This is a genomic window from Vibrio sp. SCSIO 43086, from assembly GCF_051132235.1.
Lineage (GTDB): Bacteria > Pseudomonadota > Gammaproteobacteria > Enterobacterales > Vibrionaceae > Vibrio > Vibrio diabolicus.
Genome location: NZ_CP072678.1, coordinates 725,249 through 751,745, shown reverse-complemented (window position 1 = coordinate 751,745; position 26,497 = coordinate 725,249). Strand labels below are relative to the sequence as shown.

The 26,497-nt window shown below is 45.2% G+C and carries 23 protein-coding genes; 14 read left to right on the top strand and 9 right to left on the bottom strand.

Annotated features, from left to right (window positions below; genetic code table 11):
* Positions 1-59: 59 nt before the first annotated feature.
* Both J8Z23_RS19515 and grxB read right to left on the bottom strand, forming a co-directional pair.
* A complete protein-coding gene (locus J8Z23_RS19515; RefSeq protein ID WP_140134970.1) occupies positions 60-1,184 on the bottom strand; it encodes an alkene reductase in 1,125 nt (374 codons plus the stop codon).
* 10 nt (positions 1,185-1,194) lie between these two features.
* Complete coding sequence (grxB, locus tag J8Z23_RS19510; RefSeq protein ID WP_301658772.1) at positions 1,195-1,824, bottom strand: glutaredoxin 2; 630 nt, start codon at positions 1,822-1,824, stop codon at positions 1,195-1,197.
* Positions 1,825-2,022: 198 nt separating this feature from the next.
* Between grxB and J8Z23_RS19505 the strand changes: the two genes are divergently transcribed.
* Entirely contained in the window at positions 2,023-2,958 is a 936-nt protein-coding gene (locus tag J8Z23_RS19505) for a LysR family transcriptional regulator (RefSeq protein WP_301658773.1), read from the top strand.
* On the opposite strand, the gene J8Z23_RS19500 is transcribed toward J8Z23_RS19505, so the two are convergent.
* Positions 2,911-3,822 (bottom strand): LysR family transcriptional regulator, encoded by a 912-nt coding sequence (locus J8Z23_RS19500; protein ID WP_005392753.1) that lies wholly within the window; start codon positions 3,820-3,822, stop codon positions 2,911-2,913. The two genes, J8Z23_RS19505 and J8Z23_RS19500, sit on opposite strands and share 48 nt — an antisense overlap.
* A 220-nt stretch (positions 3,823-4,042) precedes the next feature.
* Between J8Z23_RS19500 and J8Z23_RS19495 the strand changes: the two genes are divergently transcribed.
* Positions 4,043-6,922 carry an MGH1-like glycoside hydrolase domain-containing protein gene (locus tag J8Z23_RS19495; RefSeq protein WP_434635787.1) on the top strand — a complete coding sequence of 960 codons (2,880 nt, stop codon included), beginning with the start codon at positions 4,043-4,045 and terminating at the stop codon, positions 6,920-6,922.
* A gap of 107 nt (positions 6,923-7,029) precedes the next feature.
* Here the strand turns inward: J8Z23_RS19495 and J8Z23_RS19490 are convergent, their stop codons facing one another.
* Positions 7,030-8,598, bottom strand: coding sequence for a DEAD/DEAH box helicase (locus tag J8Z23_RS19490; protein WP_434635786.1), 1,569 nt, complete (start codon positions 8,596-8,598; stop codon positions 7,030-7,032).
* Between the two features lie 718 nt (positions 8,599-9,316).
* Here J8Z23_RS19490 and J8Z23_RS19485 point away from each other — a divergent pair.
* Genes J8Z23_RS19485 through J8Z23_RS19475 form a run of 3 tightly spaced genes read left to right on the top strand, consistent with a single transcriptional unit; the run spans position 9,317 to position 13,014 of the window.
* Positions 9,317-10,672 (top strand): diguanylate cyclase domain-containing protein, encoded by a 1,356-nt coding sequence (locus J8Z23_RS19485; protein WP_434635785.1) that lies wholly within the window; start codon positions 9,317-9,319, stop codon positions 10,670-10,672.
* Positions 10,659-11,975, top strand: a complete 1,317-nt coding sequence (locus J8Z23_RS19480; protein ID WP_172605941.1) for a glycosyltransferase family 2 protein — start codon at positions 10,659-10,661, stop codon at positions 11,973-11,975. The genes J8Z23_RS19485 and J8Z23_RS19480 overlap by 14 nt, the downstream gene beginning before the upstream one ends.
* Before the next feature lies 1 nt (position 11,976).
* Positions 11,977-13,014 (top strand): HlyD family secretion protein, encoded by a 1,038-nt coding sequence (locus J8Z23_RS19475; RefSeq protein WP_048624783.1) that lies wholly within the window; start codon positions 11,977-11,979, stop codon positions 13,012-13,014.
* A gap of 63 nt (positions 13,015-13,077) precedes the next feature.
* On the opposite strand, the gene J8Z23_RS19470 is transcribed toward J8Z23_RS19475, so the two are convergent.
* Positions 13,078-13,788 (bottom strand): lipoate--protein ligase family protein, encoded by a 711-nt coding sequence (locus tag J8Z23_RS19470; RefSeq protein WP_434635784.1) that lies wholly within the window; start codon positions 13,786-13,788, stop codon positions 13,078-13,080.
* Positions 13,789-13,983: 195 nt separating this feature from the next.
* On the opposite strand from J8Z23_RS19470, the gene J8Z23_RS19465 reads away from it, so the two are divergent.
* Positions 13,984-14,313: a DUF4156 domain-containing protein gene (locus tag J8Z23_RS19465; protein ID WP_005392758.1), complete on the top strand. Its 330-nt coding sequence runs from the start codon at positions 13,984-13,986 to the stop codon at positions 14,311-14,313.
* A gap of 103 nt (positions 14,314-14,416) precedes the next feature.
* On the opposite strand, the gene J8Z23_RS19460 is transcribed toward J8Z23_RS19465, so the two are convergent.
* Together J8Z23_RS19460 and J8Z23_RS19455 are read right to left on the bottom strand one after the other, a co-directional pair.
* Complete coding sequence (locus J8Z23_RS19460; RefSeq protein WP_069517912.1) at positions 14,417-15,445, bottom strand: hypothetical protein; 1,029 nt, start codon at positions 15,443-15,445, stop codon at positions 14,417-14,419.
* A 412-nt stretch (positions 15,446-15,857) separates the two neighbouring features.
* A complete protein-coding gene (locus tag J8Z23_RS19455; protein WP_434635783.1) occupies positions 15,858-17,006 on the bottom strand; it encodes a PLP-dependent aminotransferase family protein in 1,149 nt (382 codons plus the stop codon).
* A 125-nt stretch (positions 17,007-17,131) separates the two neighbouring features.
* Here J8Z23_RS19455 and J8Z23_RS19450 point away from each other — a divergent pair, with 125 nt between their 5' ends.
* Entirely contained in the window at positions 17,132-18,001 is an 870-nt protein-coding gene (locus tag J8Z23_RS19450; RefSeq protein ID WP_167427301.1) for an AraC family transcriptional regulator, read from the top strand.
* A gap of 114 nt (positions 18,002-18,115) precedes the next feature.
* On the opposite strand, the gene J8Z23_RS19445 is transcribed toward J8Z23_RS19450, so the two are convergent.
* Positions 18,116-19,153, bottom strand: a complete 1,038-nt coding sequence (locus J8Z23_RS19445; protein ID WP_434635782.1) for a DUF4382 domain-containing protein — start codon at positions 19,151-19,153, stop codon at positions 18,116-18,118.
* Positions 19,154-19,385: 232 nt separating this feature from the next.
* Between J8Z23_RS19445 and J8Z23_RS19440 the strand changes: the two genes are divergently transcribed.
* On the top strand, positions 19,386-19,625 hold the full coding sequence (locus J8Z23_RS19440) for a YdcH family protein (protein ID WP_005392770.1): 240 nt from the start codon (positions 19,386-19,388) through the stop codon (positions 19,623-19,625).
* Positions 19,626-19,698: 73 nt separating this feature from the next.
* Here the strand turns inward: J8Z23_RS19440 and J8Z23_RS19435 are convergent, their stop codons facing one another.
* Positions 19,699-20,370: a cupin domain-containing protein gene (locus J8Z23_RS19435; protein ID WP_226420416.1), complete on the bottom strand. Its 672-nt coding sequence runs from the start codon at positions 20,368-20,370 to the stop codon at positions 19,699-19,701.
* Positions 20,371-20,576: 206 nt separating this feature from the next.
* On the opposite strand from J8Z23_RS19435, the gene J8Z23_RS19430 reads away from it, so the two are divergent.
* From J8Z23_RS19430 to J8Z23_RS19405, 6 genes are all read left to right on the top strand, one after another.
* Entirely contained in the window at positions 20,577-21,713 is a 1,137-nt protein-coding gene (locus J8Z23_RS19430; RefSeq protein ID WP_256965718.1) for a hypothetical protein, read from the top strand.
* Positions 21,703-22,629: a metal ABC transporter solute-binding protein, Zn/Mn family gene (locus tag J8Z23_RS19425; protein ID WP_434635781.1), complete on the top strand. Its 927-nt coding sequence runs from the start codon at positions 21,703-21,705 to the stop codon at positions 22,627-22,629. Before J8Z23_RS19430 ends, J8Z23_RS19425 begins: the two co-directional genes overlap by 11 nt.
* 2 nt (positions 22,630-22,631) lie before the next feature.
* Positions 22,632-23,435 (top strand): metal ABC transporter permease, encoded by an 804-nt coding sequence (locus J8Z23_RS19420; protein ID WP_434635780.1) that lies wholly within the window; start codon positions 22,632-22,634, stop codon positions 23,433-23,435.
* 273 nt (positions 23,436-23,708) lie between these two features.
* Entirely contained in the window at positions 23,709-24,428 is a 720-nt protein-coding gene (locus J8Z23_RS19415; RefSeq protein ID WP_256965722.1) for a beta-ketoacyl-ACP reductase, read from the top strand.
* Positions 24,429-24,707: 279 nt separating this feature from the next.
* Complete coding sequence (locus J8Z23_RS19410) at positions 24,708-25,424, top strand: AHH domain-containing protein (RefSeq protein ID WP_052708194.1); 717 nt, start codon at positions 24,708-24,710, stop codon at positions 25,422-25,424.
* Complete coding sequence (locus J8Z23_RS19405) at positions 25,421-25,996, top strand: hypothetical protein (RefSeq protein ID WP_046875841.1); 576 nt, start codon at positions 25,421-25,423, stop codon at positions 25,994-25,996. The genes J8Z23_RS19410 and J8Z23_RS19405 overlap by 4 nt, the downstream gene beginning before the upstream one ends.
* The last annotated feature ends 501 nt before the right edge of the window (positions 25,997-26,497 follow it).

The window sequence follows — 26,497 nt, the reverse complement described above, 5'->3', positions numbered from 1 at the left end:
AAAAACCATTTTAGTTTGGTGACAGCCCCAACCGTAGCAGCCAGGTTGGGGCTTTTTTATCAGGCCTGTTCTGCGCATTCCTGTTGCAGAGCAGGGTAATCGGTGTAGCCTCGTTCGTTTCCGCCAAACAACGTTGAGCCATCGAGTTCTGCCAACGGATGGTGATGTTGCAAGCGAGAGACTAAGTCTGGGTTTGCTACGAATGGTCGTCCGAATGCGACAAGATCCGCGTAGCCTTTCTCTAACACTTCGTTTGCTCGTTGAGGATCGTAGCGACCTGCGACAATGATAGCGTTGCGAAAGCGCTTTCTAAGTTCGATTCGAAACGTCTCGGGAATCGTTGGTGCATCGGCCCAATCGGCCTCGGACAAGTGCAAGTAGGCAATGTCGCGCTCCTGTAGCTGTTTTGATGCCTCTAAGATCGTTGGCACGATATCTGGGCAGTCCATATCTTTAAACGTAATGAATGGTGCCAATCTCACTCCAACTCGATGCGCACCAACAGCGGCGATAACTGCATCCACTACTTCGATAAGAAAACGGATACGGTTTTCTCGTGAACCGCCGTAGTTGTCTGTTCGATGGTTTGAATTGGTTCTTAAGAACTGGTCTATCAGATACCCATTCCCGCCGTGGATTTCTACACCATCAAAACCCGATTCAATGGCGCGTTTGGCTGCGTTCGCGAAATCACCGACAACTCGGTTGATATCCGCTTGTGTCATTGCGCGTGGCTCAACACAATCGACCATATTGCCGTTGCCTTGTTCATCTGCAATCCAAACTTGCGTCTCTACCGGAGCGAGCGCAGATGGTGCGATAGGCTGTTCACCATTTTGGAATGTTGGGTGAGACACTCTGCCCACATGCCATAGCTGACAAAACATCGCTGCGCCTTGTGATTTGACCGCTTGGGTCACACCCTGCCAGCCCGCCACTTGCGCATCGGTGTAAACGCCTGGTGTGAACGAATAGCCTTGAGAATCGTCCGAAATTTGTGTGGCTTCGGAAATGATCAGCCCGGCAGAAGCGCGCTGTTGATAATACGTTGCCATCATCTCATTCGGGATGTTGCCCGGCTGAGTGGTGCGTGCGCGAGTCATTGGTGCCATGACAATACGGTTTTGTAGTGACAACGATTTCAGTTGAGCTGGTTCAAACAGCTTATTTGGTCTTTGTTTCATGTTGCGCTCCTTAGATAAGTACTGGCACGTTGGTCGCTTTACGAGCGGTTGCCATCCAGTGAAGTACGGCTGGATCCCATTGCACTTCGGGCGCACTGAAAAAACCGCGTAGAATGGAGAACATAATGGCCTGATCAACCAGTGATGTTTGCTTTTCTGAACTTAGGTTGAGCAAGGGTTTGGTTTGTTCTATCAAAGCGGCGACTTCTTTCGCAATCGCAGGTGTATCGTTAATCAAAGCTTCAAAATTTAACGCTTCGGTTTCTTTTTTTTCACGCCATGCTTGTTTAGCGGTTTCTGTTGCAAATTCCGGTAATGTCATGTTTGACCAACGCGGATACCCGACTTTTTGTAGCGGTAAAAACGCTTGTTTTTGCCAGTCTAAAACCGGTGTTGAGGGTTGGCTGCTTTCGTTGGAAGATGCCAATTCAAGGAAGTAGTTGATGATGTCTAAGCTTTCCGCCGTGGCTTCACCATTGTCTTTGATCAAAAGAGGAACTTGTTTTGCGCCGATGATGTTTGTGGTGGTGCTCTCGTCGTCATAAGCAATGTTGATGACGTCGAGCTGAATATTCAGCATGCCTGCAACAAAACGGACGCGGGCGCTAAAGGGGCAATGTTCATAAATGTACAGTTTCATTTTTGTTTCCTATCTCTTGGCTGGGCAGGGCGTGTTGTTGTGCGTTGAACAGCGTTACGGCGTTTAACTTTGCCCTGTCACATAACGTTCTGGGTCTAAACAATGTCGATAGGGTCAGTATATGGATTCGATTTAATTTGATAATTGGGTAATATCTGAATTGATTATTCAGTTTTTCCAAATAATAAGGGCGCGAAGATGGATAAGTTTTCGGATATGACGTTGTTTGTCAGCATCGTTAAACATCAAGGTCTGGCAGCGGCGGGAAGGGAGTTAGGTTTGTCTCCGGCGACGGTAACGGCAAGGCTGCAAGCGATAGAAGAACGCTATGGCGTAAAGCTGCTCAACCGAAGCACACGCCACGTATCACTTACGGACGCAGGGGCAATGTACCATCAAGCTTGTCTGAACATCATTGATAGCGTGAAAGAGACGGAAAACTTACTGCAAACGGGTATTTCGGAAGTGCGCGGAACGTTGAAAATTTCAGCTCCACGAGATATTGGCAAACAAATTATTTCGCCGATGGTGTCGGCTTTTTCTGAGCAATATCCGGATGTGACGCCTTATCTTTATCTTAATGACAATTTGTCGAACTTGGCTGAATCGGGGCTCGATTTAGTGATTCGTTACGGCGAGTTAGCGGACAGCAATCTCATTTCGCGCAAGCTGGCATCGAGTCAACGCGTACTGTGCGCGTCACCTGATTATTTGTTGAAGCAAGGTATCCCCAACTGTCCTCAAGATCTCGCGGATCATCGCTGCTTAGCCATGGTGCGCAGCAATGAAGAATTAAAAACGTGGCACTTTAAAGATGAAGAGTCTCACCAAACGATCACGGTCACGCCAAAGCGCTTTTCTGATGATGGTGAAGTGATTCGACAATGGGCGTTGGACGGTGCGGGGATTGCGTTGAAATCGATTTTAGATATTCAGCAAGACCTAAAACAACAACGTTTAGTAACGGTTTTGGATGGGTATATGAAAAACTTCAGCGCCTTTTCGCAAGGCGCTGAAGCGGATCTGCATGTCATTTATCAAAGCCGCCAATATCAACCGAAAAGAGTTCGCCTGTTTTTGGACTTTCTAGTTGAGCAATTTAGCGCGCTGAGTGATACCAGCAATCAGATCTAGATGCGATTCAGAGGTTTCTCGGCGGTGGCGATAAATCCCGACGGTGCCAGGGTTTGGTTCGTTTTCCATGGTTAAGCATCGTAAGCCAAAGGATTCCAAATACGGTTTCAGGTGGCCGGTATAAGACATCACCGCGACGCTTTCTTTCAGTACATCAATACTGGCGAGCAGAGAATCCACTTCGTAAGTCGGTCTATCATCCAGTTGCTGCCTTTCGCGTTCATTTTGTTTCGGGATTGGGTTATCGATGACGTGAGCGAATTTCTTAGCGTCATAAGTGACCGAAAGAGCAGGGTATTCGTGCAGCATCTCTTCGGTGACGGTTTTACCTAGCAGTGGATGGTTTGGGGAAACAAAATAGGCATCAACCGTTTGAAATAGCGGAATAAACGTAACATCGCATTTAGACGACAAGCCGACAATCTCGTGGCCGATGAAGAATTCAATCTGTTCGTTGATTAATGAATCCATCAAGCCTAAGTGGTTGCCAAATTCGACGTGCGTAGATGCCGATGGCTGTTTGGTCAGATGTTCATTGAGTGCTTGTTTGACGAACAGCGGCCACCACGCATCGCCAGTACCCATTTTAATTTTTCCGACTTGGTACTGTTTCCGTTCATCAATGCTTTGCATCATTTGGTTGTATTCATGCTGCATCGCGTTGCTATGGCGATAGAGGATGCGTCCGTATTCGGTCAACACCATGCCATTAGGATGACGTTCAAACAGCGTCACGCCGAGATTCTCTTCCAGCTTCTTTAAATTGCTTGTTACCGTTGGCTGGCTTAACCCTGCCATTCTTGCCGCAGCGCTGATGCTTTGGCAGCGTGCAACCAGTAAAAATTGCTGCAGAGATTTGTCCATTTTCTTTCCCCTCTAAGAATGAGGGGTATTTTGCACAATTTCATTTATAAATCACAAATCTGTAATCTCATTTGATTGAAATTATGCGCATTTCATAGATCTACATCACTGTTGGGGTTTGACGTATAGATGTTATCTATAGCTCGCTCCTGACTTCCTATTTTCCCCTCAAAAAGGTGTTCTTTAGACTGTCGCCAAAACAACAATCTAAGGGATGAACATGAAACCGAGTTTTATTGCGCTAGCTGTCGCGTCTTGTATTGGTCTTGCTGGGTGTGGATCAGATTCCTCTGATGCGCCTGTGCAGATCGACAAACCAATTATTTCAGCCGACTTATATTTACGTGGTTTAAATGGGGATTGGGGCACGGCAGAGCATGCCAAGCTAAACTATTTGGGTAATAACGAGTACGAAACCGTACTGCGCGTCGCTCGAGGTAGCAATCAGTTCAAGATTGCTGATCCGGGTTGGCAGATCCAATACACCTATTTTGAGGAGCCCACGACGTTCGATAAGGCTCAGGAGTACCTGCCAAAACCAGACACGAATGAAGCGTGTATGAACGATGATTGTAACTCTGAGATCACGTTTGAAGACAAAGGGTATTACAAGTTTTCTGTGAGCTTTGCCGATGAAAGTCGCGCGACAATGACTGTGACGAAAGCAACGCAAGAAGAAGCGGAAAAATACTACTCTGATGCGATTCTCGACCCTGCAATGGTGCATGAAGGGCATCAGAGTAAAGAAGTGAAACTGTTCGCCAATTACGATGACTCGAGTGATACCGTGATTTTCTCGGTGAAAGATCCTAAAGCTGAACTGCGTGAATTTGGTATTTCAACGACGACAGAATTGCGTGATGCGCTCGACCAAGGCTTAGTGATTAATGAACAAACAGGGCCGCGAGTGGTATCGGGTGATGTCGCGTTTGACGCGTTGTTTGCGTTGACGATGAAAGAGCTAGACCAGCTTGCCGTTTCTGAAATCAAAGACGGCAATTACAACTACAACAACCCAATCAAAGCGGAAGTCTTTGAGACGGGCGCGAAGTGGCATTACGTGTGGACGCGTGATTTGGCGTACGCAGCAGACCTTTCGCTTGCATTGATGAATCCAACTCGCGTGCAAAATGGTTTGAATTTCAAATTGTCCGCTTTCCGCGACACGACCGATCAGCAATACGATGGCGAGCAGATTGTGCAAGACACGGGCACTGGCGGCAGCTGGCCAATCAGTACCGACCGCACGACTTGGGCGCTTGGTGCAGAACGCTTACTTTCGGCATTGGATGGAGAAGAGTACAACCAGTTTGCTGAGCGCGCATATAACGCTATCAGCAATACACTTGAAGCCGATCGCCTGGCGGCTTTTGATGCGAAATCTGGTTTATACACTGGTGAGCAGTCATTCCTTGATTGGCGTGAGCAAACGTATTCAACGTGGACGCCAAACGATGTCAATGCGATTGGTAGCAGCAAAGCGTTATCGACAAACGTGGTTCACTACCGCGCGATTCAGCTCGCGGCTAAGTTGGCAGAGAAGTACGATTCAACCAACGCGGTCAAATACACCGATTGGGCTGAGCAGTTAAAAACCGCTATCAACGAGCAGTTTTGGAATGCCGAACGCGGTATGTACGTAAGCTATTTGTTTGATAATGGCAAAGACATCGCGGTCGACAAATACGACATGTTGGGCGAAGCACTTGCGATCATCAGTGGCGTGGCAAGTGATGCGCAGGCGAAACAAATCATGGCCAATTACCCACACAGTGAGTTTGGCGTGCCGGTTTATTTCCCTCAACAACCGGATGTGCCTGTGTACCATAACCGCGCAATTTGGCCATTTGTTACCGCGTACAGCTTGCGCGCCGCGCATCAAACACAAAACGTGGCTGCGGCGAACAATGCCATTCAATCGTTGGTTCGTGGTACAGCGACCAATTTATCCAACATGGAAAACTTAGAGTGGCTTTCTGGTAAGTCATTCATCATCCATAGTGATCATGGCGAAGATCCGAGCTTGGATGGCCCAGTGATTAACTCTCAGCGTCAGCTTTGGTCTGTGGGTGGCTACTTGAACATGGTGGTAGAGACCCTATTTGGCATCCATACCGAAACAGGTAAGTTGGAAGTGAAGCCATTTATCACAAGTTGGGTGCGCAATAACTTGTTGGCTCAGTCTGAACAAATCACGTTGGAAAACTTTGCCTTCAAAGGAAAGAACTACTCGGTAACGATTGACTTGCCTGAAGTAAGCAAAGATGAAACAGGCTACTACCCAGTTGAAAATGTCACGATGGACGAAGAGGGGCATTTCCACGTGACACTGGGCGCGCTTGTGAATGTAGATAGCAGCATTACTTTAGTTTCTGGTGTGAAACCGTATGTGAGTGAAGACAGCCGCGTTTATTCTCCGCAAGAGCCAACATTGGTGGTAAAAAGCGTTGATAATTCGGTTTCGATTGACGTGACGAGCAAGTACAACGTGAACTTGTATCGCAATGGCGAGCTGATTCAAAAGAACGTGATTGCTCAATCTTATTCCGATACGCCAACAGGTTTTGCGTGTTATTTGGCTGAAAGCATTAACGATAAAGGCTTCCGTTCTAACCCAAGCCAACCGGTTTGTGTCGGTGAAGAGATCCGCATCAAACTTGATGGTGAATATCAGCCACTCAAAGACAATGTATCGGCAGTTACGGTGAGCAAAGACAGCGGCATCGTAAAAGGTGCAGAGTCGTTTACAGCTCCTGTAACGGGCACTTACCAGTTCGATGCTTGGTACAACAATAACCTAGGGCAACTTAATACTGGCATCACGAACACCGTGAAATTGTTAGAGGTATTGGATGATGAAGGTAAAGTGGTTGGTCAAGGTTACTTGCAGATGGGCCATATTGGTGAAAACCAAGGTATGCGTTACTCAACGCCAATTGAAGTGGCGTTGGAGCAGGGGAAAACCTATCAGATCGCGCTGAAGGATCACTTCAATATGAGTTACCTCACATCGAATGAAACCTACATCTACGCTGGTGGTATTGAGGGTGAAAAGAACGAAGCGCAAATCGCAGATATTCGAATCACACCTATAATGTAGGCTGTTTTAACAAAGCTGTGTTCTAAAAAACTGTGTTCTAAGAAAAACAAAGCCGCTGAGATTTTCAGCGGCTTTGTTGTATTTGTTATCGGGTGGCCGTTTACAGATTAGTTTGCCGCCTGCGGACGAGGCTTACGGCGCTGACCTGATGGTTTGTTTCCTGCAGACTTAGCATTGTTTGGCTTGCGGTTAGTAGACGGTTTACCATCGTTGCCACTCTTATTACCGTTTGGTTTATTTCCATTCGGTTTATTGCTATTTGGCTTGTTGCCGTTAGGTTTACGGTCATCTGGTTTACTGTTTGCACGACCTTGGCCTTCACGGTTGCCTTTAGGCTTGCCCGCACCGCCTTGGTTGGTGCTGTTTTTGTTGCCGTTGTTACCACTGTTGAAGCGACGTTTAGGTTTGTTTGCACCATTGCCTGCTTTCTTTTCGGTTGCTGGAGCGTTTTCACCCGCAGCATTTGGCGCTTTTGGTTTCTTCGGCTTCTTAGGTTTTTTCGGTTTGATTGGACGAGTATCCAGTTTAGATTCTGGTACCACATTGGTTGGCGCAAAACCTTCCAACTCTTTACGTGGTAGCACTTCTTGAATCAAACGTTCAATCGCAAACAACTCAGATGCTTCTAGCGCACATACAAGTGAAATCGCTTTACCTACTTCGCCCGCGCGGCCAGTACGACCAATACGGTGAACGTAGTCTTCTGCCACTTTAGGTAGCTCAAAGTTCACCACTTGTGGTAATTGAGGAATATCGATACCGCGCGCAGCAATGTCCGTCGCGACCAACACACGAATTTCACCCGATTTAAAATCCGCCAGTGCTTTGGTACGCGCGCCTTGGCTCTTGTTGCCGTGGATGGCAGCAGCCGGTAGATTTTGTTCGATCAGGAACTTCGCCAGACGGTTTGCGCCGTGTTTCGTTTTCGTAAACACCAGCACTTGCTTCCAATCGCCGTCTTTGATCAATTTAACCAACATCGGTGCTTTCTTCTTCACGTCTGCTGGGTAGATGCTTTGCTCAACCGTTCTCGCCGTCGAGTTTGCCGGGTTAACGGAAATCTCAACCGGGTTGTTCACCAAGCCTTTCGCAAGGTCGCGGATTTCATCCGAGAAAGTCGCCGAGAACAGTAGGTTCTGACGTTGTTTTGGTAGTAGTGCTAGGATCTTACGAATGTCACGGATAAAGTCCATATCTAGCATGCGGTCTGCTTCGTCCAGTACTAGCACTTCCAGTTGGTCGAACTTCACTGCATTTTGGTTGTACAAATCCATCAGGCGGCCTGGTGTCGCGACCAACACATCCGCACCTTTGCGAAGACGCTGCATTTGCGGGTTGATCTTCACACCACCAAAAACAACCGCACTGCTTAGTGGAAGATGACGGCCGTACATAAATACGTTTTCTTGCACCTGAGCTGCAAGCTCACGTGTTGGCGTTAGGATCAGTGCTCGAACTTGGTTAGCACGAACGCGAGAGCCGTTCGATAAACGCTCAAGAATCGGTAGCGTAAAGCCTGCAGTTTTACCTGTACCAGTCTGCGCTGCTGCCATTACGTCTTTCCCTTCCAAAATAGCAGGAATTGCTTTTGCCTGAATTGGCGAAGGGGTGTCGTAGCCTTTTTCTTGAATAGCTTTAAGGATTGGAGCAGATAGACCTAAAGAGGTAAAACCCATATGTATGATTCTCAATTGTAGAGTTAGATAACAACGCGCCGAAAACAAATCGGTACGAAAAGTGCGACATTCTGAGGCTTTTACGCGCTGGCTTCAACTAATTCTGTTATGGATAAATATTTGAACTGGATCTCATTTCTTTTTTGAACAAAAAAGAGCATAGAAAAGTGACGTAGATTCATTCTGTAGTTTGAATGTGTTACGTGTTCTTTCAGAAAAAACAGCGAGACAAATGGTGATTATTAATCATTCAAATGGCTTAAAAATACTTGTTTGATAAATAATCAGAATGATTGAATGTTATTCAGTGTTTTGCCACTCAATTTTAATGGAAATTAGTTAGTAAAGTATTACCAAGTCTCAGATTTGATACATGTCGGTATGGTTAAATGCTGAGCAGAAAGGAATCGACTGATATAAAACAATGAGCTTGATGTGAATGCAAGGATCTCATTCATCATCAAATCGCACTATTATCCCAGCTTGCTAACAAAAGGTTGTACTATGCGCTTTGCTATCCGATTTCTCTACTCACGGCCTCCTTCACACTTTATTCAGAGATCTTTCTGCTTTTACTGCCTGAGTTAAAGCTCTCTAAATATTTGTTCTATTGTTGTATTTAACGGTGGCAAGGCTTGTCTACCTAGAGTGCTTTGTTACTGCAAGTTCTATATTTCTGATGTTATGAATTAATTTTGTGGTTGTGAGAACTAATAAAATGTCGTCAATAAATAACAATTTCTACTGGGTTGGTGAACAGCCTGTCAGTGAGTTAGCTGAAGATATGGTTTTGGTTAATCATATTGATGAGGTGGCAACGGGACTCGGTGGCATGGTGTGTATTGCTTATCAAGATCCACACCAAATAGATACCGCGCTGAAAGCGTTTTATCAGGAGAAAGGGCGTTGGTCTTGGGCGGTTTATGTCTCCGTGGAAACCCCTTATTCTCGATGCGTTACCGACGGTGTCTTTGAAGCTAGAGAATCAATAAAAATTTGGCGATCCATTCAGAGCAAGCTCGATGCCATTGATGAACCGGAAGTGTTAGATCCTTTGATTGGTTGGCTTGGGGTCAATCGTCAGCGAAGAGTGACTGCTTTAAAAAGCTTAGAGTCTATGTCGGTTTATTCGTATCCAATTATCGATATGTTCTTTCCTGATATTTATTCGACTTATCGATACGTACTCTCAGAGCAAGGTCGCGGAGTATTAGAAGCAGAAGTACTGATCGACAGAATTCGTGTTTGTTCTCAATGTAATAGCGGGCACTTGAATTATGTAGAGGTGTGCCCGGATTGCAGCAGCATCGATATCGACTCTCAAAGCTCTTTGCACTGCTTCACTTGTGGCCATGTTGGTGAACAACACAGCTTTCAGCGCCGTGGAAAGCTCGAGTGCCCCAAATGTTTGACTCAGCTGCGCCATATCGGCGTTGATTATGATCGCCCGCTTGAAAACCACGTTTGTAATAGTTGCTCCAGTTTATTTGTTGAAGCGGCGACGATCAGTCAATGTTTAAGTTGTGACTCAAAGATCAAAGTTGAAGAGCTTGTTGTCCGTAAAATTTACCAATATCGACTTGGTGAAGTGGGTGAATACATTTTCCAACACGGTAAGTCCATTCAAGCTCCTGAACTCTCGATCAAAGGCAAAGTGGAAGTCAGCTTTTTCCAAAATTTGCTTGCATGGTTAAATAAAGTCGCGCTGAGACACAAAGAACAGCACCTTCTACTTGGACTGCATTTACCGACGATCGATGAATACGGTAAGCAATATGGCGATGCAAAATTGTTCTCATTGATGGATCAACTGACGCGTCGTCTTAGCGGCTTGTTTAGAGATACCGATATCTGTTGTCAGTACAAACAGGATGTGTTGCTTGTCCTAATGCCAAATACGACCAACGCGAGCCTGTCCATTTTACAGCAAAAATTATCGGATCTGGGTGAGCTTGTTGAAGACGAAGAGTTTGAGTTGGATGTCTTTGCTTGGGACCTGCCCGACCCGATCATTGAAGACGGTGTTTCTGCTTGGATGGAATCGCTGATGGGTGAGATTTATGCTGCAAGATAGTCTCGTTCTGCTCGACTATCTTCGAGGCATGCTACTTCACAATGAAGAGTTATGGCTATTGCTGTTTCCCGTCATGATCATTATCGAGCTACCTCTATATTTGCTGGTGCTAACAGGGATATTTCGTTGGTCATATGCGCAAGAAGATCCAGAATTAAAACAGTTCCCTTCAGTGAGTTTCGTTATTACTTGTTATGGTGAAGGTGATGCGATTGGGATCACTATCGATACGTTAGTTGAGCAAGTTTACCCAGGTCATATTGAAGTACTTGCTGTGGTTGATGGGGCGGTACAAAACCAAGATACCTATCAAGCCGCGTTAAATGGTGAGAAAAGGCATGCAGGCGTTCGTAATCGTAAAGTGCGCGTGTTGCCAAAATGGCAACGAGGAGGTCGGGTTTCAACACTGAATGCCGGCTTATCAATGGCTAGTGGGGAAATCGTCATTAACGTGGATGGAGATACGTCATTCGATAACGACATGGTCTTCACCATGATGAAACAGTTTGCGGATAAAAATGTGATTGCGAGCGGTGGTGCGTTAAGAGTTCGCAACCATAACGCCAACTTGTTGACCAAAATGCAATCCTTGGAGTACATGCTGTCGATGCAAGCCGGTAAAACGGGGATGGCGACATGGGGAGTGCTCAATAACATTTCTGGCGCCTTCGGAGCGTTTCGGAAGAACCTGCTTAAGCAAGTGGGGGGCTGGGATACGCATACTGCAGAAGATCTCGACTTAACCATGCGCTTGAAGCAATACAAACGTCGTTACCCTGATAATAAATTGGCTTTTTCGACGCACTCCATCGGCCATACTGATGTGCCAGATACGTTGAAAGGTTTGGTATTGCAGCGGCTGCGTTGGGATGGCGATTTATTGTTTTTGTTTTTGCGTAAACACAATGAAGGGTTGTCTCCACGGCTACTTGGTTGGGGGAACTTTTTATTCACTTTGGCTTATGGCGTGATTCAAAACGTTTTATTGCCGCTGCTTGTGGTGATATTTAGCGTGTACATGGTGATTGTCTATCCACTTAAATTTGTATTGGCGTTGATGCTAATGCTCTATTTTGTCTACCTCTTCTTATCTGCTCTGATTTTTGTTGTCTACATTGGGCTTGTATCAGAGAGAAAGAAAGAGGATTTGAAGTCAGCGAAATGGTTATTTCTTTACCCTGTCTACCAGTTTTTCATGCGTTTGATTACCGCTTTCTCAATGGTTAATGAAGTTGTGAGGAGAAGTCATGAAGAGTCGAGTATGGCACCTTGGTGGGTATTGAAGCGAGGTAAAAAGTTTTAGTATGAAAGTTAACTTTCACTTAGATAAGAAAAACAAACCGCAGTCTGAGAACGGGATGAAAGTCGTCTACGGACAGGCAAAGCGTGGCGGTTATCGTCTCCGTTGGTACTTGATTTTAGCGATTGTAATCAGTCCGCTTTTGTTTATGGCTTATTACTTGTTTAGAACGCAAGTGTTAGTGACGGCGCCTGCCATTATCACGTCACATCCACTTACGGTGACGGCAACTCGCTCTGCCATTGTTGGGCCAGTGCCTGTGAATGTCGGTACGGAAGTGACTCAGGATCAAGCGCTGCTGTTGTTAAAAGATAATGCGTTGAATAAAGAGATTGATTTCATTAAAGATGAGCTGGTGAAACTGTCTAAAAATCAGGTGCAAAGTACTGATGAGCTATACAAAAGTGCTATTGAGAGCTCAGCCGAAGGCTTGAAGAAGGTCCGTGATATTCAGAAAAAATACGACCTTTACAGAAAGAAAGGGCAAGTGTCTGAGGTGGATTACGCGGCTATTGTGAGTGTGAATAACTCACTGAGCAATCAGTTAAGCAGTCAGAAAATTGCTTATGTGGATGCGATGCGTAACTTGGAAGAGTTAGAGTTGGCTGGTCCAGTGACACAAGAGTATCGTTCTTTAATGCGTGAGCTGGTAGTAAAGCGTGCTCAACAAGAAGATCTCACCTTCCGTTCTCCTATGAACGGTCGTGTACTCGATATTCATGTGCATGAGGGGCAAAATGTATCGGAAAATACGCCATTGCTCACGATTGCTCGCAACGTGACACCTGAAATTACGGCTTTTCTAAATCCTAAATACCTCGAATACAGTAATATGGAAACCAAAGCAAAAGTCGTATTTCCTGATGGTCGAAAGTTTAGAGCGACGGTATCGAAGCCGGTTGAGGTTGTGAACAAATTGCCTTCAGAACTTCAAAGCCCATTTGAAGGGCAGCCTGCCTATTTAAAAGTCACACTGAGCTTTGATGAGCCGTTGGAAAAAAGTCGATGGATTGAAGGGGTCGAAGTGGAAGTTCGCTTTTAACGTCGGTTGATTGAGTAGGAAAGGAGCGAAAGCTCCTTTTCTTTTTTGGTTGTTAACGCGGCTTTAGTCGCCTTTAGCATGCATTAAAAACGCGCTAGTCAGTTGCTGAAAGAGTGAATCTATCGAGGGGCGGTCGGATATATGATTGAAGAGCGGTGTGTGAACATCGCCACGAATATCATCGTCATGACCACAAAGCTGATTACATAATCGTACTGGTTCGACAATCTTCTCGACGTCGGCATCAATCAGAATGCATGCTTGTGACAATACCACTTGTCCACCGCCTTTTTTCAGTAAAACGCGCTGCGCGGTTCCCACAACTTTTTGACCACCAATATTGAGGTTGTACTCGCCATCACAGTAGGAATAAGGCGTAGCATGGACATCTACTTTCACGCCCAGTTGCTCAAAGAAAACTGTCAAAATCGCACACAAATCGAGATACGCTTTCTTGATGTCGTAAGGCTCACCGTCTGGCCAGTGATAGATGTGGGATAGATTAATAATACCCGGTACTTGAGGGACGGGGGCACCGCCAGTTTTACGAGAAAAGAGTTTCCAGCCAGACGCATTTAACGCATGTTCTAACTCATTAGACACTGGCCATTTCTTACCCGCGGGAAGCACGAGCGTCGGGCTTTTTACTTGCCAAAGTAATAGCACTTGCGAGAGTTGGTTGGACTGAACTTGTTTAATGAGCTCATCTTCTTTTTCAAATGCATCAGCGACTTCCGTAGCCGTATAGCGAATTAGCTTATTTTTAGAAACCAAACTCTATCCCTCATCCGTATATTATCGCTACTGTTTTATCTTAGATGCCATGTGATTACTAGCGGTATACGCTGCCTTTAGAGTTTTCTTCGCTTCCATTATTTCTATTTAAAGGGGCGATAGAAATATTTTGTTGGTCATCACATAAGCAATTCATAAAATCCGCCATCTAAATAATTTTTAGGCGATATGGCTATGAAAAAGCGAGTGATGTGTCTTGCGTTAGCGGCATCATTGACGGGATGTGTGACGTTCCCGACCCAAGAATCTGAGCAAGTCCAAGTGCTTTGGGACAACGTGAATGCGATTGAAAACTGTGAGCTAATGGGAACGGTAATTGGCTCGGAAGGGCACTTTTATGATTATTGGCTGCACGCAGATAAAGACATGGTTTGGGGTACGTTAAACCAAATGCGCATCAAAGCGGCAGATTTAGGCGCAGATACATTGTATTTATATGAGCCGTTGGACTTCTCCACATCGGTTACCATGTTTGCTAATGCTTATAAGTGCAAACAGCCATAATTTTACTTTTCCGAAAGAAAAGACAGGCGAAATGTGCCTGTCTTTGAGCTTGTTGCCAAACAACAAGTTTACGTCTGTGCGCGTTGTGATGAGCACTTTTCAGTTAATTTACGTTCGCTGTAGCCACAGCCGTCGTGTCAGAAAATGACAGCGTGAAGTCTTGTTCGGTATTTAATACTTTGGCCGGGAACTCTAAGCTTAACTGTGCGTGTGGTGCGACTTCTGACGCGATACTGGTGACGAATTTTCGGGTTTCACCCGGAGAGATTGACAAGTTGTTTCCCCCTCGTGATGAGAGCTCTGCGATTCCCATGGTTTCAAGCGTGTTACCCGCAGTATCTGCTAAGTTCAACAAAGACTCCGATTTATACACTAGCTCTCCGCTTTCGGTGCGATAGGCATTAAACGTGTTGAAGTTTGGCTGTAATGAACCTTGTGAACCGACGTTAGTGACGGAAAACGTCACATTAGAGCCATCAAAATTCTCGACTTTCACCAACACGTTACCGTCTTGGTAACGAGCTGCTGCGGCAGCACTGGCTTGCTGTTTCTGTCTCTGTTGTTCTTTCTCGATGTTGCTTAACTGTTCCTGCTCGCTAGCAATTCTATTTTCTGCCATGGCGTAGGATTGATCCACCATTGCTAACAAAGCGGGGATTGAATACAACGTGAGACCTTCCAAATGGTCAAAGTCGATTTTGGCATGCTGAGTAAGTTCGTGGTTCGAGAACTGGCAGTAACCATCAATCAAGCTAACAAATGCGACTTCAAAAGTACCTTGTAATCGGCTCACTTCCTGTGCGGCTTTTTCTAAATCTGAGCGTACTTTTCTGATCTCTTCCAATGTCTTTTGTGGCAAACGTCCATTGGGTGACACGTCGTTGGAAACCGAGACCAGTGCTTCGGTCACAAATGGATTGTTTTCGGCTGGAATCACCGTGGTGATGCGGTTGGATTTAGTGATGTCTTCGCCCAGTAAAACCATCATTTTTTGCGATACGGCAGTTGTGTTGCCCGCTAAAACATCACTACAGTTTGGAGACGTATTCGCATACGCGGCGAATGCGGTAAAAAGTGAAAAGATAACGGACCAGCCAGTGGCGACGAGTCCTGTCGTGGTTCGAGTGTTCATCCTGATAACCCCTCTGTCATTTGGTGCGATTCACTGACGTAATTGCCAATCAAAAGATTGGCTCGCGACATTCAGAATGGTTCTGGTCAATCCTTCGTAGTGGGTATGCCCGCAGATGCTTTCTAGTCGTTTTCTCAATCGCTAAGCCACGACTGAGTAAAGTGTCTGAAATTGAGAACATTAATGCTGCGAAGTTGATGTCTTTTGTTTGAAAGATAGACGTAACTTTTCTAACCATCAAATACGTGATTAGGTTCTCATTTTTATATGAGTGAGAGGATCAAGAGAAAACAGGCACTTACTGTAGAGAGTTGATTTGAGAGAAAAATATAAATTTTTTTGGGGAACTTTTTTGATGCTGCCTTTGAGACTTTTTCGAATCTCAAAGGCAGATTCTAACGCATGCGCTTAATTACAAAGCGTTGAGTACATCCGCAAGTCGAGTGACAGCAGTCGTCAGTTCTTCTGGTGTGGCATTGGTAAAGTTAAGACGCAGAGCGGCTTTTACCTTTGAACCTTCCGGATAAAATACCGGGCTTGGCACTACAGCAACCCAGTTTGCGAGAAGGGTCTTCGCAAGTTCGAACGTGTCACATTCTGGAATTTCTACCCAGACAAACATACCACCATCGACAGGTTTGAGTACGCAACTTTCCGGCAGCTGTTTTTGCAGCTCAGTAAACATGACATCGTAACGCGATTTGTAAAGCGCACAGATGGTTGAAATGTGCGTTTCGAAGTTGTCATGTTGCAGTAGACCATGCAGCAAAGCTTGCATTGGAATACTAGAGTGCAGATCGGCACCTTGTTTGATTTTGATGAGTGGCTCAAGGTAACTGCGTTTGCCCGTTACCACACCAATACGCAAGCCTGGTGAGGCGATTTTGGAGAATGAACGCAACACGATGGAGTGCTGCGGGCAGAAATCCGAAACCAGCGGTAGTGCTTCACCAGAAAAACGCAGCTCGCGGTATGGTGCGTCTTCAATGAATGCAACGTCGTATTGGATACAAAGTTCGGCAACTTTTTGGCGAGTCTCTAGCGCCCAGCATACGCCCGTTGGGTTGTGAAAATCGGGCACGGCGTAGAACATTTTCGGTTGCTGCGTAGCAAAGCATTGCTCAAGTTCTTCAAGGTTTGGACCACATTCTGTTTGCGAAACGGTCACGATATTGGCTTGCACTAAACCAAATACCTGCATGGCTCCAAGGTAGCTTGGCGCTTCCATCACCACTTTATCGCCCGGATTCACGTACGCACGCGCAATCAAATCTAGCCCTTGCTGAGAACCCGTTGTGATCATCGCCAAATGAGATTCTGGTAGCTGATAATAATCGGTCAAAAAGTTAAGTAGCGGTGCGTAGCCTGCTGTTGCGCCGTATTGAAACACCTCTGGCATGTTCGCGAGGTTTTCGAACGTCGGTTTCATCAAGTCGATCGGGAAGGTTTTTTCGTCCGGTAAGCCACCCGCAAGAGAAATGACGTTCTTATCGCTCGCTGCTGCGAGGATCTCTCGAATGTAGGATGACTTAGTTTGTTGTAATGACTGTGCTATTTCCATGTGCTGTGCTTCTCGTAATTGTCTTTTTTTATGTCAGAAATAGTATAGGTAAATTGCCAAGCTTGGTGTGTCCATTTATGCTGTTAAATATGTCCATTTATGCTATTTGAGCGAAAGTTTACTCCGTGAGCCATCAACAAGTTTCCAGAATCAATGACGTGCTGTTTTACATTCACCAGGACATTAGCAGAGATTTATCGGCTAAAGAGCTAGCGGACGTAGCAGCCTATTCTGAACAACACTTCCATCGTATTTTTAAAGATGTCGTAGGGGAGTCCATCCATCAATATATCCGCCGCACAAGAATGGAATACGCCGCCAATCAACTGATGTTTGATACCAGCTCATCGGTATTAGACATTGCTAACAAGTGCGGCTTTAGCTCGGTATCTTCTTTTAGCCGAGCGTTTAAAGCGACGTTCGCTATGTCTCCTGGTGCGTGGCGAAAGCATGATTTACAAGTCGCAGAAAAACCGTATTTGAAGGATCCGGAAGTGGCTGCGGGTTATCATCGGGTTGCGAAACGCGAGTTGCCAGAACCTAAAATTATGGAGGTCCCACAACGCTTTGCGGCGTATGTTCGACATGAGGGCTATAACCGTTCCATTCGCAATGCGTGGCTGATTTTGAAAGCGTGGGCAAGTTCTGAGAATCGGGACTTTTCGGTTCAATACGGCTTGCATCACTCCAATCCTGCTTGGGTCGAACTCGACAAGTGTCGTTATGTGGCTTGTATGGCAATTGATACGCCGCTCAAAGTGCGCGGCGTCGTGAATCAAATGACGATTCCGGGTGGTTTGCATGCCGTCTTTCGCTTAACGGGAGTATATGGTGAGCTTCTTCCTCAACTCAGTATGGTACTAGAGAAGTGGTTGCCTAACTCTGGCTTTAAACAGCGTTCTACGCCCGCTTATGTCCATTATCATAAAAATCACTTTCTCAGCCATGATGAGGCGTTTGAGCTGGATTTCTATCTACCCATTAGCTTCTTCTAAGGATGAAAACGAACGTATTATCGTGTGAGTCGATTTGTGGTGAGCAAAGAGCTGACCAAGAACGCCATGAAGAAAAGGCAGAGCTTGTGCTGACTCTGCCATTTCTAGGGGATCTTAAAAGTTTGCGTCTGTATTAGTACCAACGGATACGTTAAGTCCGCTAGTTGATTGATAAATGCTGAAAGTTTCGCCAGCGACAATACCTTCTTCAGAATCGTCATTTGCCGTACAGGTATAACCGACCGAGTAAGTACCAGGTTCTACAAAACCGAATTCGTACTCGTAATTTGCATCATCAACATCTTGAACCACGTTCGCTGCTGCGATTGGCATTGCTTGGCCTTCTGCGCCGGCAAATGGCCCCATGTTTTCTTCAGCGATATTTCCTTGATATAAGTAGACCGCGTGCGCATATCCGTTTGCACTTGGGGTATCCGTTTCGCAGCTTTGATAGGTCAATGTTGCGACATCACCCTGAATCTCCCCCGTTGTAACCGTGTTAATTAAAGTGACGGAGGTGCGTTGAATGCTGTAGCCTTCATTTTGGCCTGTTCCGTCTTTTAAGCCACGGCGCAGATCAAATTCAACTACGAACTCATTATTGTCAGGGTTGACTGCAAAGGTGTTGTTAAAGAACAGTACCCTAGAATCAGGATCCTTTCCGACACCTTGTGGGCAAGCACCATCACCTTTGACGGTCAGTGGGATTTGATTTCCTGTCGCTTCGTCAATCACATACGATGGGTAGTTTGGATGATCGCCATCATTAGCAAACACGCAGAGTTTATAATTACCAGTTGGTATCAGTTCATCATCCACCAATTCCTGCGCGTCACTGCCTTGGAAATTGAGTAAGTTAACACTTAGTGGGAGTGGATCTTCACCTTCGGGAAGGGGGTTACCATCTTCGTCGACCAAATTGCCTTCTTCGTCTGTTTTATACACATCGAATACTTGTGGTGTGCCACCATCCAGAGGAAGAAATGCAACTTTGTTATATGTGATCACCACTTCTGATACGTCATCAATAGGGGCATCTGATACGGACAAAGTAACAGGAGTCATTGTACTGACAGAGTCACTGTCTGAATTACAGCCAATAAGTGCAACGGCTATTGATGCACTGATTAGGCCAATTTTCATGCTGTTCATTAGATGTACCTTTTTATGAGAAGTGTATTAAATGTAGCCGATTATTGGCAAAGTACAGAATAACAACGAGCGGAGTTACCGGGTCGAAAACAGTGACGAACCATCATTAAGACGTTCAGTAAAAGTGTGCTCAAATCGACGATATTGTGCTCAATGAAGTGCTATGGTTAAGAATGTGTCGCTCAAAAAATGAGCGGAGATATACATCAATAACTCTAGCCAAGAGGTCTCTATGTTAGGTGAAAATCACTCATTAACTCATGAATTCCCAGAACATTTGGATACCATTACTCAGCTTGCCGAAAACGATGCATCATTTGCTGAAACCGTTAAAAACTACAATGCTTTAGATAAGGAAATCCGCGTACTAGAACTGCAAGGAAGCCCGATTGATGATCACGAAATGAACGTGTTAAAACATAATCGAGCTGAGCTCAAAGATTGGCTCCACTCGAGAATTATGGGCTCTTAGCGACGCAATGATCATCGGCTCGTAATCTACGAGCCGATTTTAGTTTCAAGGGACGATGCCAAGTATTCCAACATTAGGATTGCTGAGCAGGAGCTTGGAGTGGCAGGTGGCCTGTTTTTACCCAAATGACCGTTTCTTGCTCTACAAAAGGAAAGTGCTCACTCATATGTGGACTGCGTATCCAAGAGTAGGGAGGATAGGTTCCTAGCTCGTCTTTAAATTCCCCCGATAACACAAAAATTTCTTCACCACCAAAGTGACGGTGTGCTTGAAACTTCTCGCCTTTCGGCCATTTAACCAATGCGACATGTTCATGCTCAAAATCATGCAATGGCATGACTTTCAGCCCACCGATGCCAGGTAACCAATTCGCTTCGTTCGTGTTGATGCGAACTGTTTCAAGATCATCAGAATTGAATTGATTTAGTTTAACTAAAATCACACAGCCTTCTTTGCTATAGGGCGCATGTTGACTTCCAGGAGGGTTACGCAAGTAGGTTCCAGCAGGGTAGTCACCATCTTCGTCAGAGAACACTCCTTCGAGCACTAATATTTCTTCTCCGTGAGGATGAGGATGAGTCGAAAAGTGCGAGTTTGGCTCATACTTCACTACGCTGGTGGTGTGCCCTGATTCTTTGGCTTCTCTTTCCAAAGGTTTACGCCACACGCCTTTGGAAGGGCTGGCGATCCACTTCTGTTCATCTGTTTCTATCACGATTCTTTTCGAGAAATCCATATTCAACATACTGAAATTCCGTTACTTATCTAATGATTGACTCTCAATAGTATACGTATAAAAAACATCAATTGATTCACTTGTGGATAGTCAAAATCAGGGATTGAATACGAGCTAGCAGTCGGAACCGAGTTAAATTTCTGCTTGTGTAATGATAATTGTTATATTATAACACCACCAAATTAAACGTTATAACATAACAAAAGGAAAAAGTAGTGAATAAGAAATTGGTTTCTCTCGCGATCGGTAGCATTTTTGCGTCCCCTGTTTTTGCCGATACATTATCGAACCCACAGATTGGTGTTGTTGTTGATGGCTACTACCAAGATGGTCAACGTCATAATTCCGATCGCGAAGAAGGTTTTGGTCTAGGCCATACGGAATTGAACTTATCATCAAATATTGACGACAAGTTTCACGGTGCGTTGACCGCTGTTCTTGAAAGTCATGGCGATGAGACAGAATTGGAGCTTGAAGAAGCATTCATCGAAACTTTGGCATTGCCATACGGTGTAAACGTGCGCGCAGGCCGATTCCTATCTGACTTCGGTTACCTCAACAATCAACACATGCACACTGACAGTTTCGTTGAACGCCCAATTGCTTACCGTACTTTCCTTGGTTCGCATTACTATGATGACGGTGTACGCGCAAACATCGTTCTGCCAACCGATCTTTACGTGAAGTTTGGTGTAGAAGCATTAAGCGGCAACAAGATGTCTTCTGTTGAAGATGGCTCTAAAGTTGGTGTTTACACGACAACGATGAAGCTTGGTAATGATTTCTCTGAATCTTCAAGTTGGCAGTTTGGTTTAAGTTACCTGCGTAACGAAAATGGCAAAGTTAAAGAATTCGAAGATCACGACCATGGTCACGAAGAAGAACATGACCACAGCCACGCTGCGGCTGTAACGGGTGCGAACCTATACGGCGCAGATTTTGTGTGGAAGTGGGCACCAGATGGTAACTACAAGTACAGCAACTTCACGCTATCTGCGGAATACATGTTGTTAGACGGAGTAGTAGACAGCAAATACAAGAACGATGCAGAGTCACCAGACAACCTAAGCGCATACTATGTTTCGGGCGTTTACCGCTTCAACCCAAGTTGGTCTGCAGGCCTACGCTACGGCGAAGCAGAAAGCTATGATGGCCACGCACACGGCGATCATATGCATTTCACAGCACTGAATGATAAAGAGATGGATGCGATGATCGCATGGGATTCTTCTCATTTCGGTACGATCCGTGCGCAATACACTCGCATTGATAACCAAGACAGCGAAACAGACAACGTGTTTACTCTGCAATACGTGATGACATTTGGAGCGCACGGTGCACATGCGTTCTAAACTTGCGATAAGTAAATTCAGTTTAGTGATGATGGCGGCGGGATCTGCCATCATCTCTTCGCCTGCTTTGGCTCTCAACATTTTCGTTTGTGAGCCTGAATGGAAAGCTTTTCTTGAAAGTCATGCCCCAAACGCCACCATTTACTCAGCAACCACGGCTAAGCAAGATCCGCATTATGTTCAAGCTCGTCCGTCTTTAATTGCCAAGATGCGCCAAGCTGACATGGCGATGTGCTCTGGCGCTGAGTTGGAGGTAGGTTGGTTGCCGATGCTTCAAAATCGAAGTGGCAATAGTGCCGTTCAAAATGGTGCTCAAAGCATGATTTATGCGACCGATTTCGTGCGTATGTTGGACTCTCATGATCATGTTGACCGCAGCATGGGGGATATCCATGCGCACGGAAACCCACATGTTCAATTTGCGGCAAATGACATGATTCCATTATCTCGCAAAGTAACGGAGCGCTTAAAAGCGATTGATCCCGACAACGCACAAAGTTACCAAGTGAATGGTATGAAGTTTCGCGCGCAGTGGCAAAAAAAACTCAATGAATGGAAACAAAAAGCTCAACCATTACAGGGGAAACGGATCGTTGGATATCACTCCACTTACCGATACCTATTTGATTGGCTAGGTATGGTTCAAGTCGCGGATCTTGAACCGAAACCGGGGATATCGCCAACGACCTCACATCTGCAATCTTTAACTCAATTGGATGCCAAACAGTTTGACGCTATTGTGTTTTCATCTCATCAAGATCAACGTCCGGCGATGTGGTTACAGCAACAAACGGATAAGCCTGTAGCGCAGTTACCTTTGACGGTCTCAAAACAGCAAAGTTTAGATGATCTCTATGATGAGGTGATCACTGATCTGCTCGCCACGTTGGTATCACCCAGTTCAGTGAAATTTTAATTATGGGTGAATACCTTTGGTTAGCGCCAGCGGTTTTGTGTGGCTTAATTGCGTTAGTTGGCAACATCGTTCTGGGGCAACAAGTTCTTAATCGTCAGATCATCTTTATAGATTTGGCGGTTGCTCAGGTCGCAGCATTGGGAGCGGCGCTAAGTCACTATTGGCTGAACTCTTCTTCTTGGTATGCTGGTTCTCCTTGGCTATCCGAATCATGGCTTGGCAGCATGCTTGGTCCTTGGATGATGTCTTTGGTGCTTTGTGGTGTTATTGCTGCGCTTGAAAAGCGTAAACATCCTCACCTAGAACCGATGATCGGCAGCTTGTTTGTTGTGTCCGCTTCATTGGCAGTATTACTGGTTAGCAAAGACCCACACGGTGCAGATTTTATTCAAGGGATCTTGAATGGTCAGCTACTGTGGTCAACATGGCAGGATGTTTGGCCTTTGGCTGCAATTACGGGGGCAATGTTGTTGCTGCTAACGCTGAAACCGGAGTTTATGCATGGTAGCGGTTTTTACCTCATCTTCGCTATTTTGATGCCTATCACCGTCAAACTGACAGGAATTTACTTGGAGTTTGCCTTGCTTGTGATTCCAGCTTTGTGCGCCGCAAGTCTTAAAGATAGACGTTTTTTAATCGCCAGTTTAGGTATCGGAACAATTGGTATTCTGCTGGGGATAGCAGCTTCTGCAAAGTATGATTTACCGAGCGGTGCGACGATTGTTATTACGTTGTTTATCATCGGAATGATATTTAACCTGCTCCCACCGTTCAAAAGGCTCGTCTTGTTAGAGGCAAAGCATTAACACGGCATTTACTCAAAAGCACCACTGGCATTGTTGGTGCTTTTTTCTTCAAAGGCTTAGGGCTCTCCATCGTATTTCTATCTTGATTCGAGGAATAATACGGGCTGAAACATCATCAAGTTGTCTTGATTCATTCACACCCTACTTCCAGAATATTCCTATAGTTTCATTATATAAATAAACCCCTTTGCGTATGAGAAGCACAAAGCCACATAACGATAAGCGCTTAGGAGCAAGCAAGATTTGTACTCTCAACATTTAAGGAAGACCAAGATGAAAGATGAAAAAGTCGCCGTCGTTACAGGGGCTGCTCGCGGTATAGGGCAGGCCATTTGCGAACAATTACTCGAAGATGGATTTCACGTCGTGGGGCTAGATATCTCGCCTGTGGAGTGGAGTCAGTCGCCAAACCTTTCAAGTTATCAAGTGAATCTCTGTGAGGCCGCAGCGGTAAGTGAAGTGGTCGACCGCATCGTCGCGAAACATCAACGCATTGATGTTCTGGTGAACAACGCCGGGATAACGAGAGATGCACTGCTGCCAGACATGTTAGAGCAAGACTGGGACAGCGTTATCGGCGTGAACCTAAAAGCGGTGTTTTTACTCACCCAGCGCGTTGCACCTGTCATGCTAGAGCAAGGCGCAGGCAGTATTGTCAGTATTTCGTCTATCGTAGGAACGGATGGCAATATTGGTCAAAGTAATTATGGCGCGAGTAAAGGTGGCGTGATAGCGATGAGCAAAGGTTGGGCGAAAGAGTTAGCAAGAAAAGGCGTTCAAATCCGAGTCAATTGTGTTGCTCCCGGTTTTATCGCTACCGACATGACAAAGAGCTTGCCTGAAAAAGTCATTCAAATGATGGAAAGTAAAACGCCTCTGGGACGCATGGGCTCGGCGCAAGATATTGCCAATGGCGTTGCGTTTCTAGCGTCTGATAAAAGTGCGTTTATAACCGGACAAGTGCTTAAGATTGATGGTGGGTTGGTGTTATAGCTCGCTAATCAAAATCTCAAATAACAAACGCCCTTTACTTATGTGAAGGGCGTTTCTGTTTGGGGAACGTTAATTGAGCTGCTGGTATTTTTTGCTCCTAAATGATTCAGTGGAACCAGTCAATAGTACGTAATGAAAGGTATAATTGCTTACTTTTATTAGCGAAGAAACTGATTGTATTGAGTGTTTTGTAGCCACTTGTTTTCTGGTAGCTTACAGCTCTTATTAAAGCTGTTGTGCCAGTCACACCTAATTAACCAAACATACAAGGAAGGAATTGTGAAGTATACGCCAAAGCCAAGGCCTATTCGACCTAGCAACCCATCTGCATTAGAGTTGGCTATTTATCGCTACGAATGTCAGGCCGCTGAATATCACGACAAAAAGAATAGTGTTGCGCCTAACAATGAATCTAAAGAAGCTTGCAAGCAGCGTATTGATGCTTTGGAAAAGGATTGGGCACACCTTCAGCATGAGCGAAAAAAGATCACTGCTCAGGTGATGCTACAGCAGGATCTTGAAACATACCGTGCTGAAAACAAGTTGAAAGATGAAGATGAGTTGTTCGAGGAGGCTCATCATCCGACTCGTGTGCTGGCTCGTAATCTCACTGCAGTTGGTGAACCTAAGCCGAGTAGCATCCATGACCCACATCATATCATTCCGGGTAAAGGGCGGTTTCAGCAGGTTAGACTTGTTGTGACACGATTAGCTCTTCATGCTCACGGTATTGGAATCAATGACCCGTTGAATGGCGCTTGGCTACCTCGCTATAAAAAGCACAAAGGGCACTGGGCAGGCAGTGAAGCACCTGCTCATCGAGAGATACATCGGTATAACTATGAATCATGGATTGTGAATACGTTTAGTTCTCCAATGCTGCCTGAGCAGGCAATGATTAGTCGCTTACAAAGAGTAAAGCACAAACTTCTGCATGGTGGATATCCGCAGAAAATTATTGAAAAGAAAGACACTAGCTGGAGCGGTCAATCATGAAAATCTACCAGTTAAAGCAACGCCCTGAGGAGTTTAAAACTCTAACTCTGGATATTATGAATCTTGCTAATCAGCTTGGTAATAAAAAGCTAGTAAGGCAACTCCGACTACAGCCCTCTACTAATGAGCCTTTACTACCAATTTGGAAAGATGGTGTGGTTGGCGATTTTGAGGATGTTTTAGGAAAAAACTCTACGATGCCGGACATATCAACATGGTATAGCACATATCTAGCGCTAACTGCAGGTGCATGCGATAAGCTAGGATCGGTACTAGCGTCTGAGGGGGAGTTCTTGCCCATAAACGTTGGTGACGAAACCATATATGCTTTTAATTGCCTTAGTTTTGGCGCTGAAGATGAGTCTATGTGCCTTAAGAAGTATACCGATGGTTTTGAAGATGGTCTGGAAACCATTGAGTTTGATGAAGAGGATATCGAACCACGCTATGTATTCAAATCTCGCTTACAAGGCTGTACAGTGCTCTATGCTACAGAATCTTTCAAGCTTTTGTGCGAAGAGCATGGACTAGAAGGACTTAAGTTTGATGAAGATTTGCTGGATCCGTTTTAGTAGTTGACCAATGGGGTGAATGAATTCAGCCACTACTATTAGAGATTTGCAATACCTAAGCTAATGTTAGTGAGTTAATCGGCTCGTGGTTTTTCACAGTAGAGCCACATTAGAAGTTGCATTTCTTGCTAGTTCTATCTTTTCTCTAGTAACAGTAGAATATGAAATCATGCAATCGAGGCGTCAGGATTGCAAAGCAGTCTTTATCTCTAGTATCAAAGAGGACGGGGATCCGCTTTTCACAGGCGACTATATCGAATACACTAATTAGCGCGGTTTTAATAAGCGTAATGAAAATGAGAAGCTGAGAAAGCCCGAGAGGAACTGTTAAGTCGAGATTCATTTCTAAGATGTAGTGGGTGGGTTGATTTGGCCAACCAACAAAAGAATTTATAACATCTATGATTATCCATTAAATGCTAATTTAGCAAAATATGCAACTCAATTGTTCCCAAAAAGTGTTTCGTTTGCTTGAATTAGAAGAACAAAGCGCTCTTCACA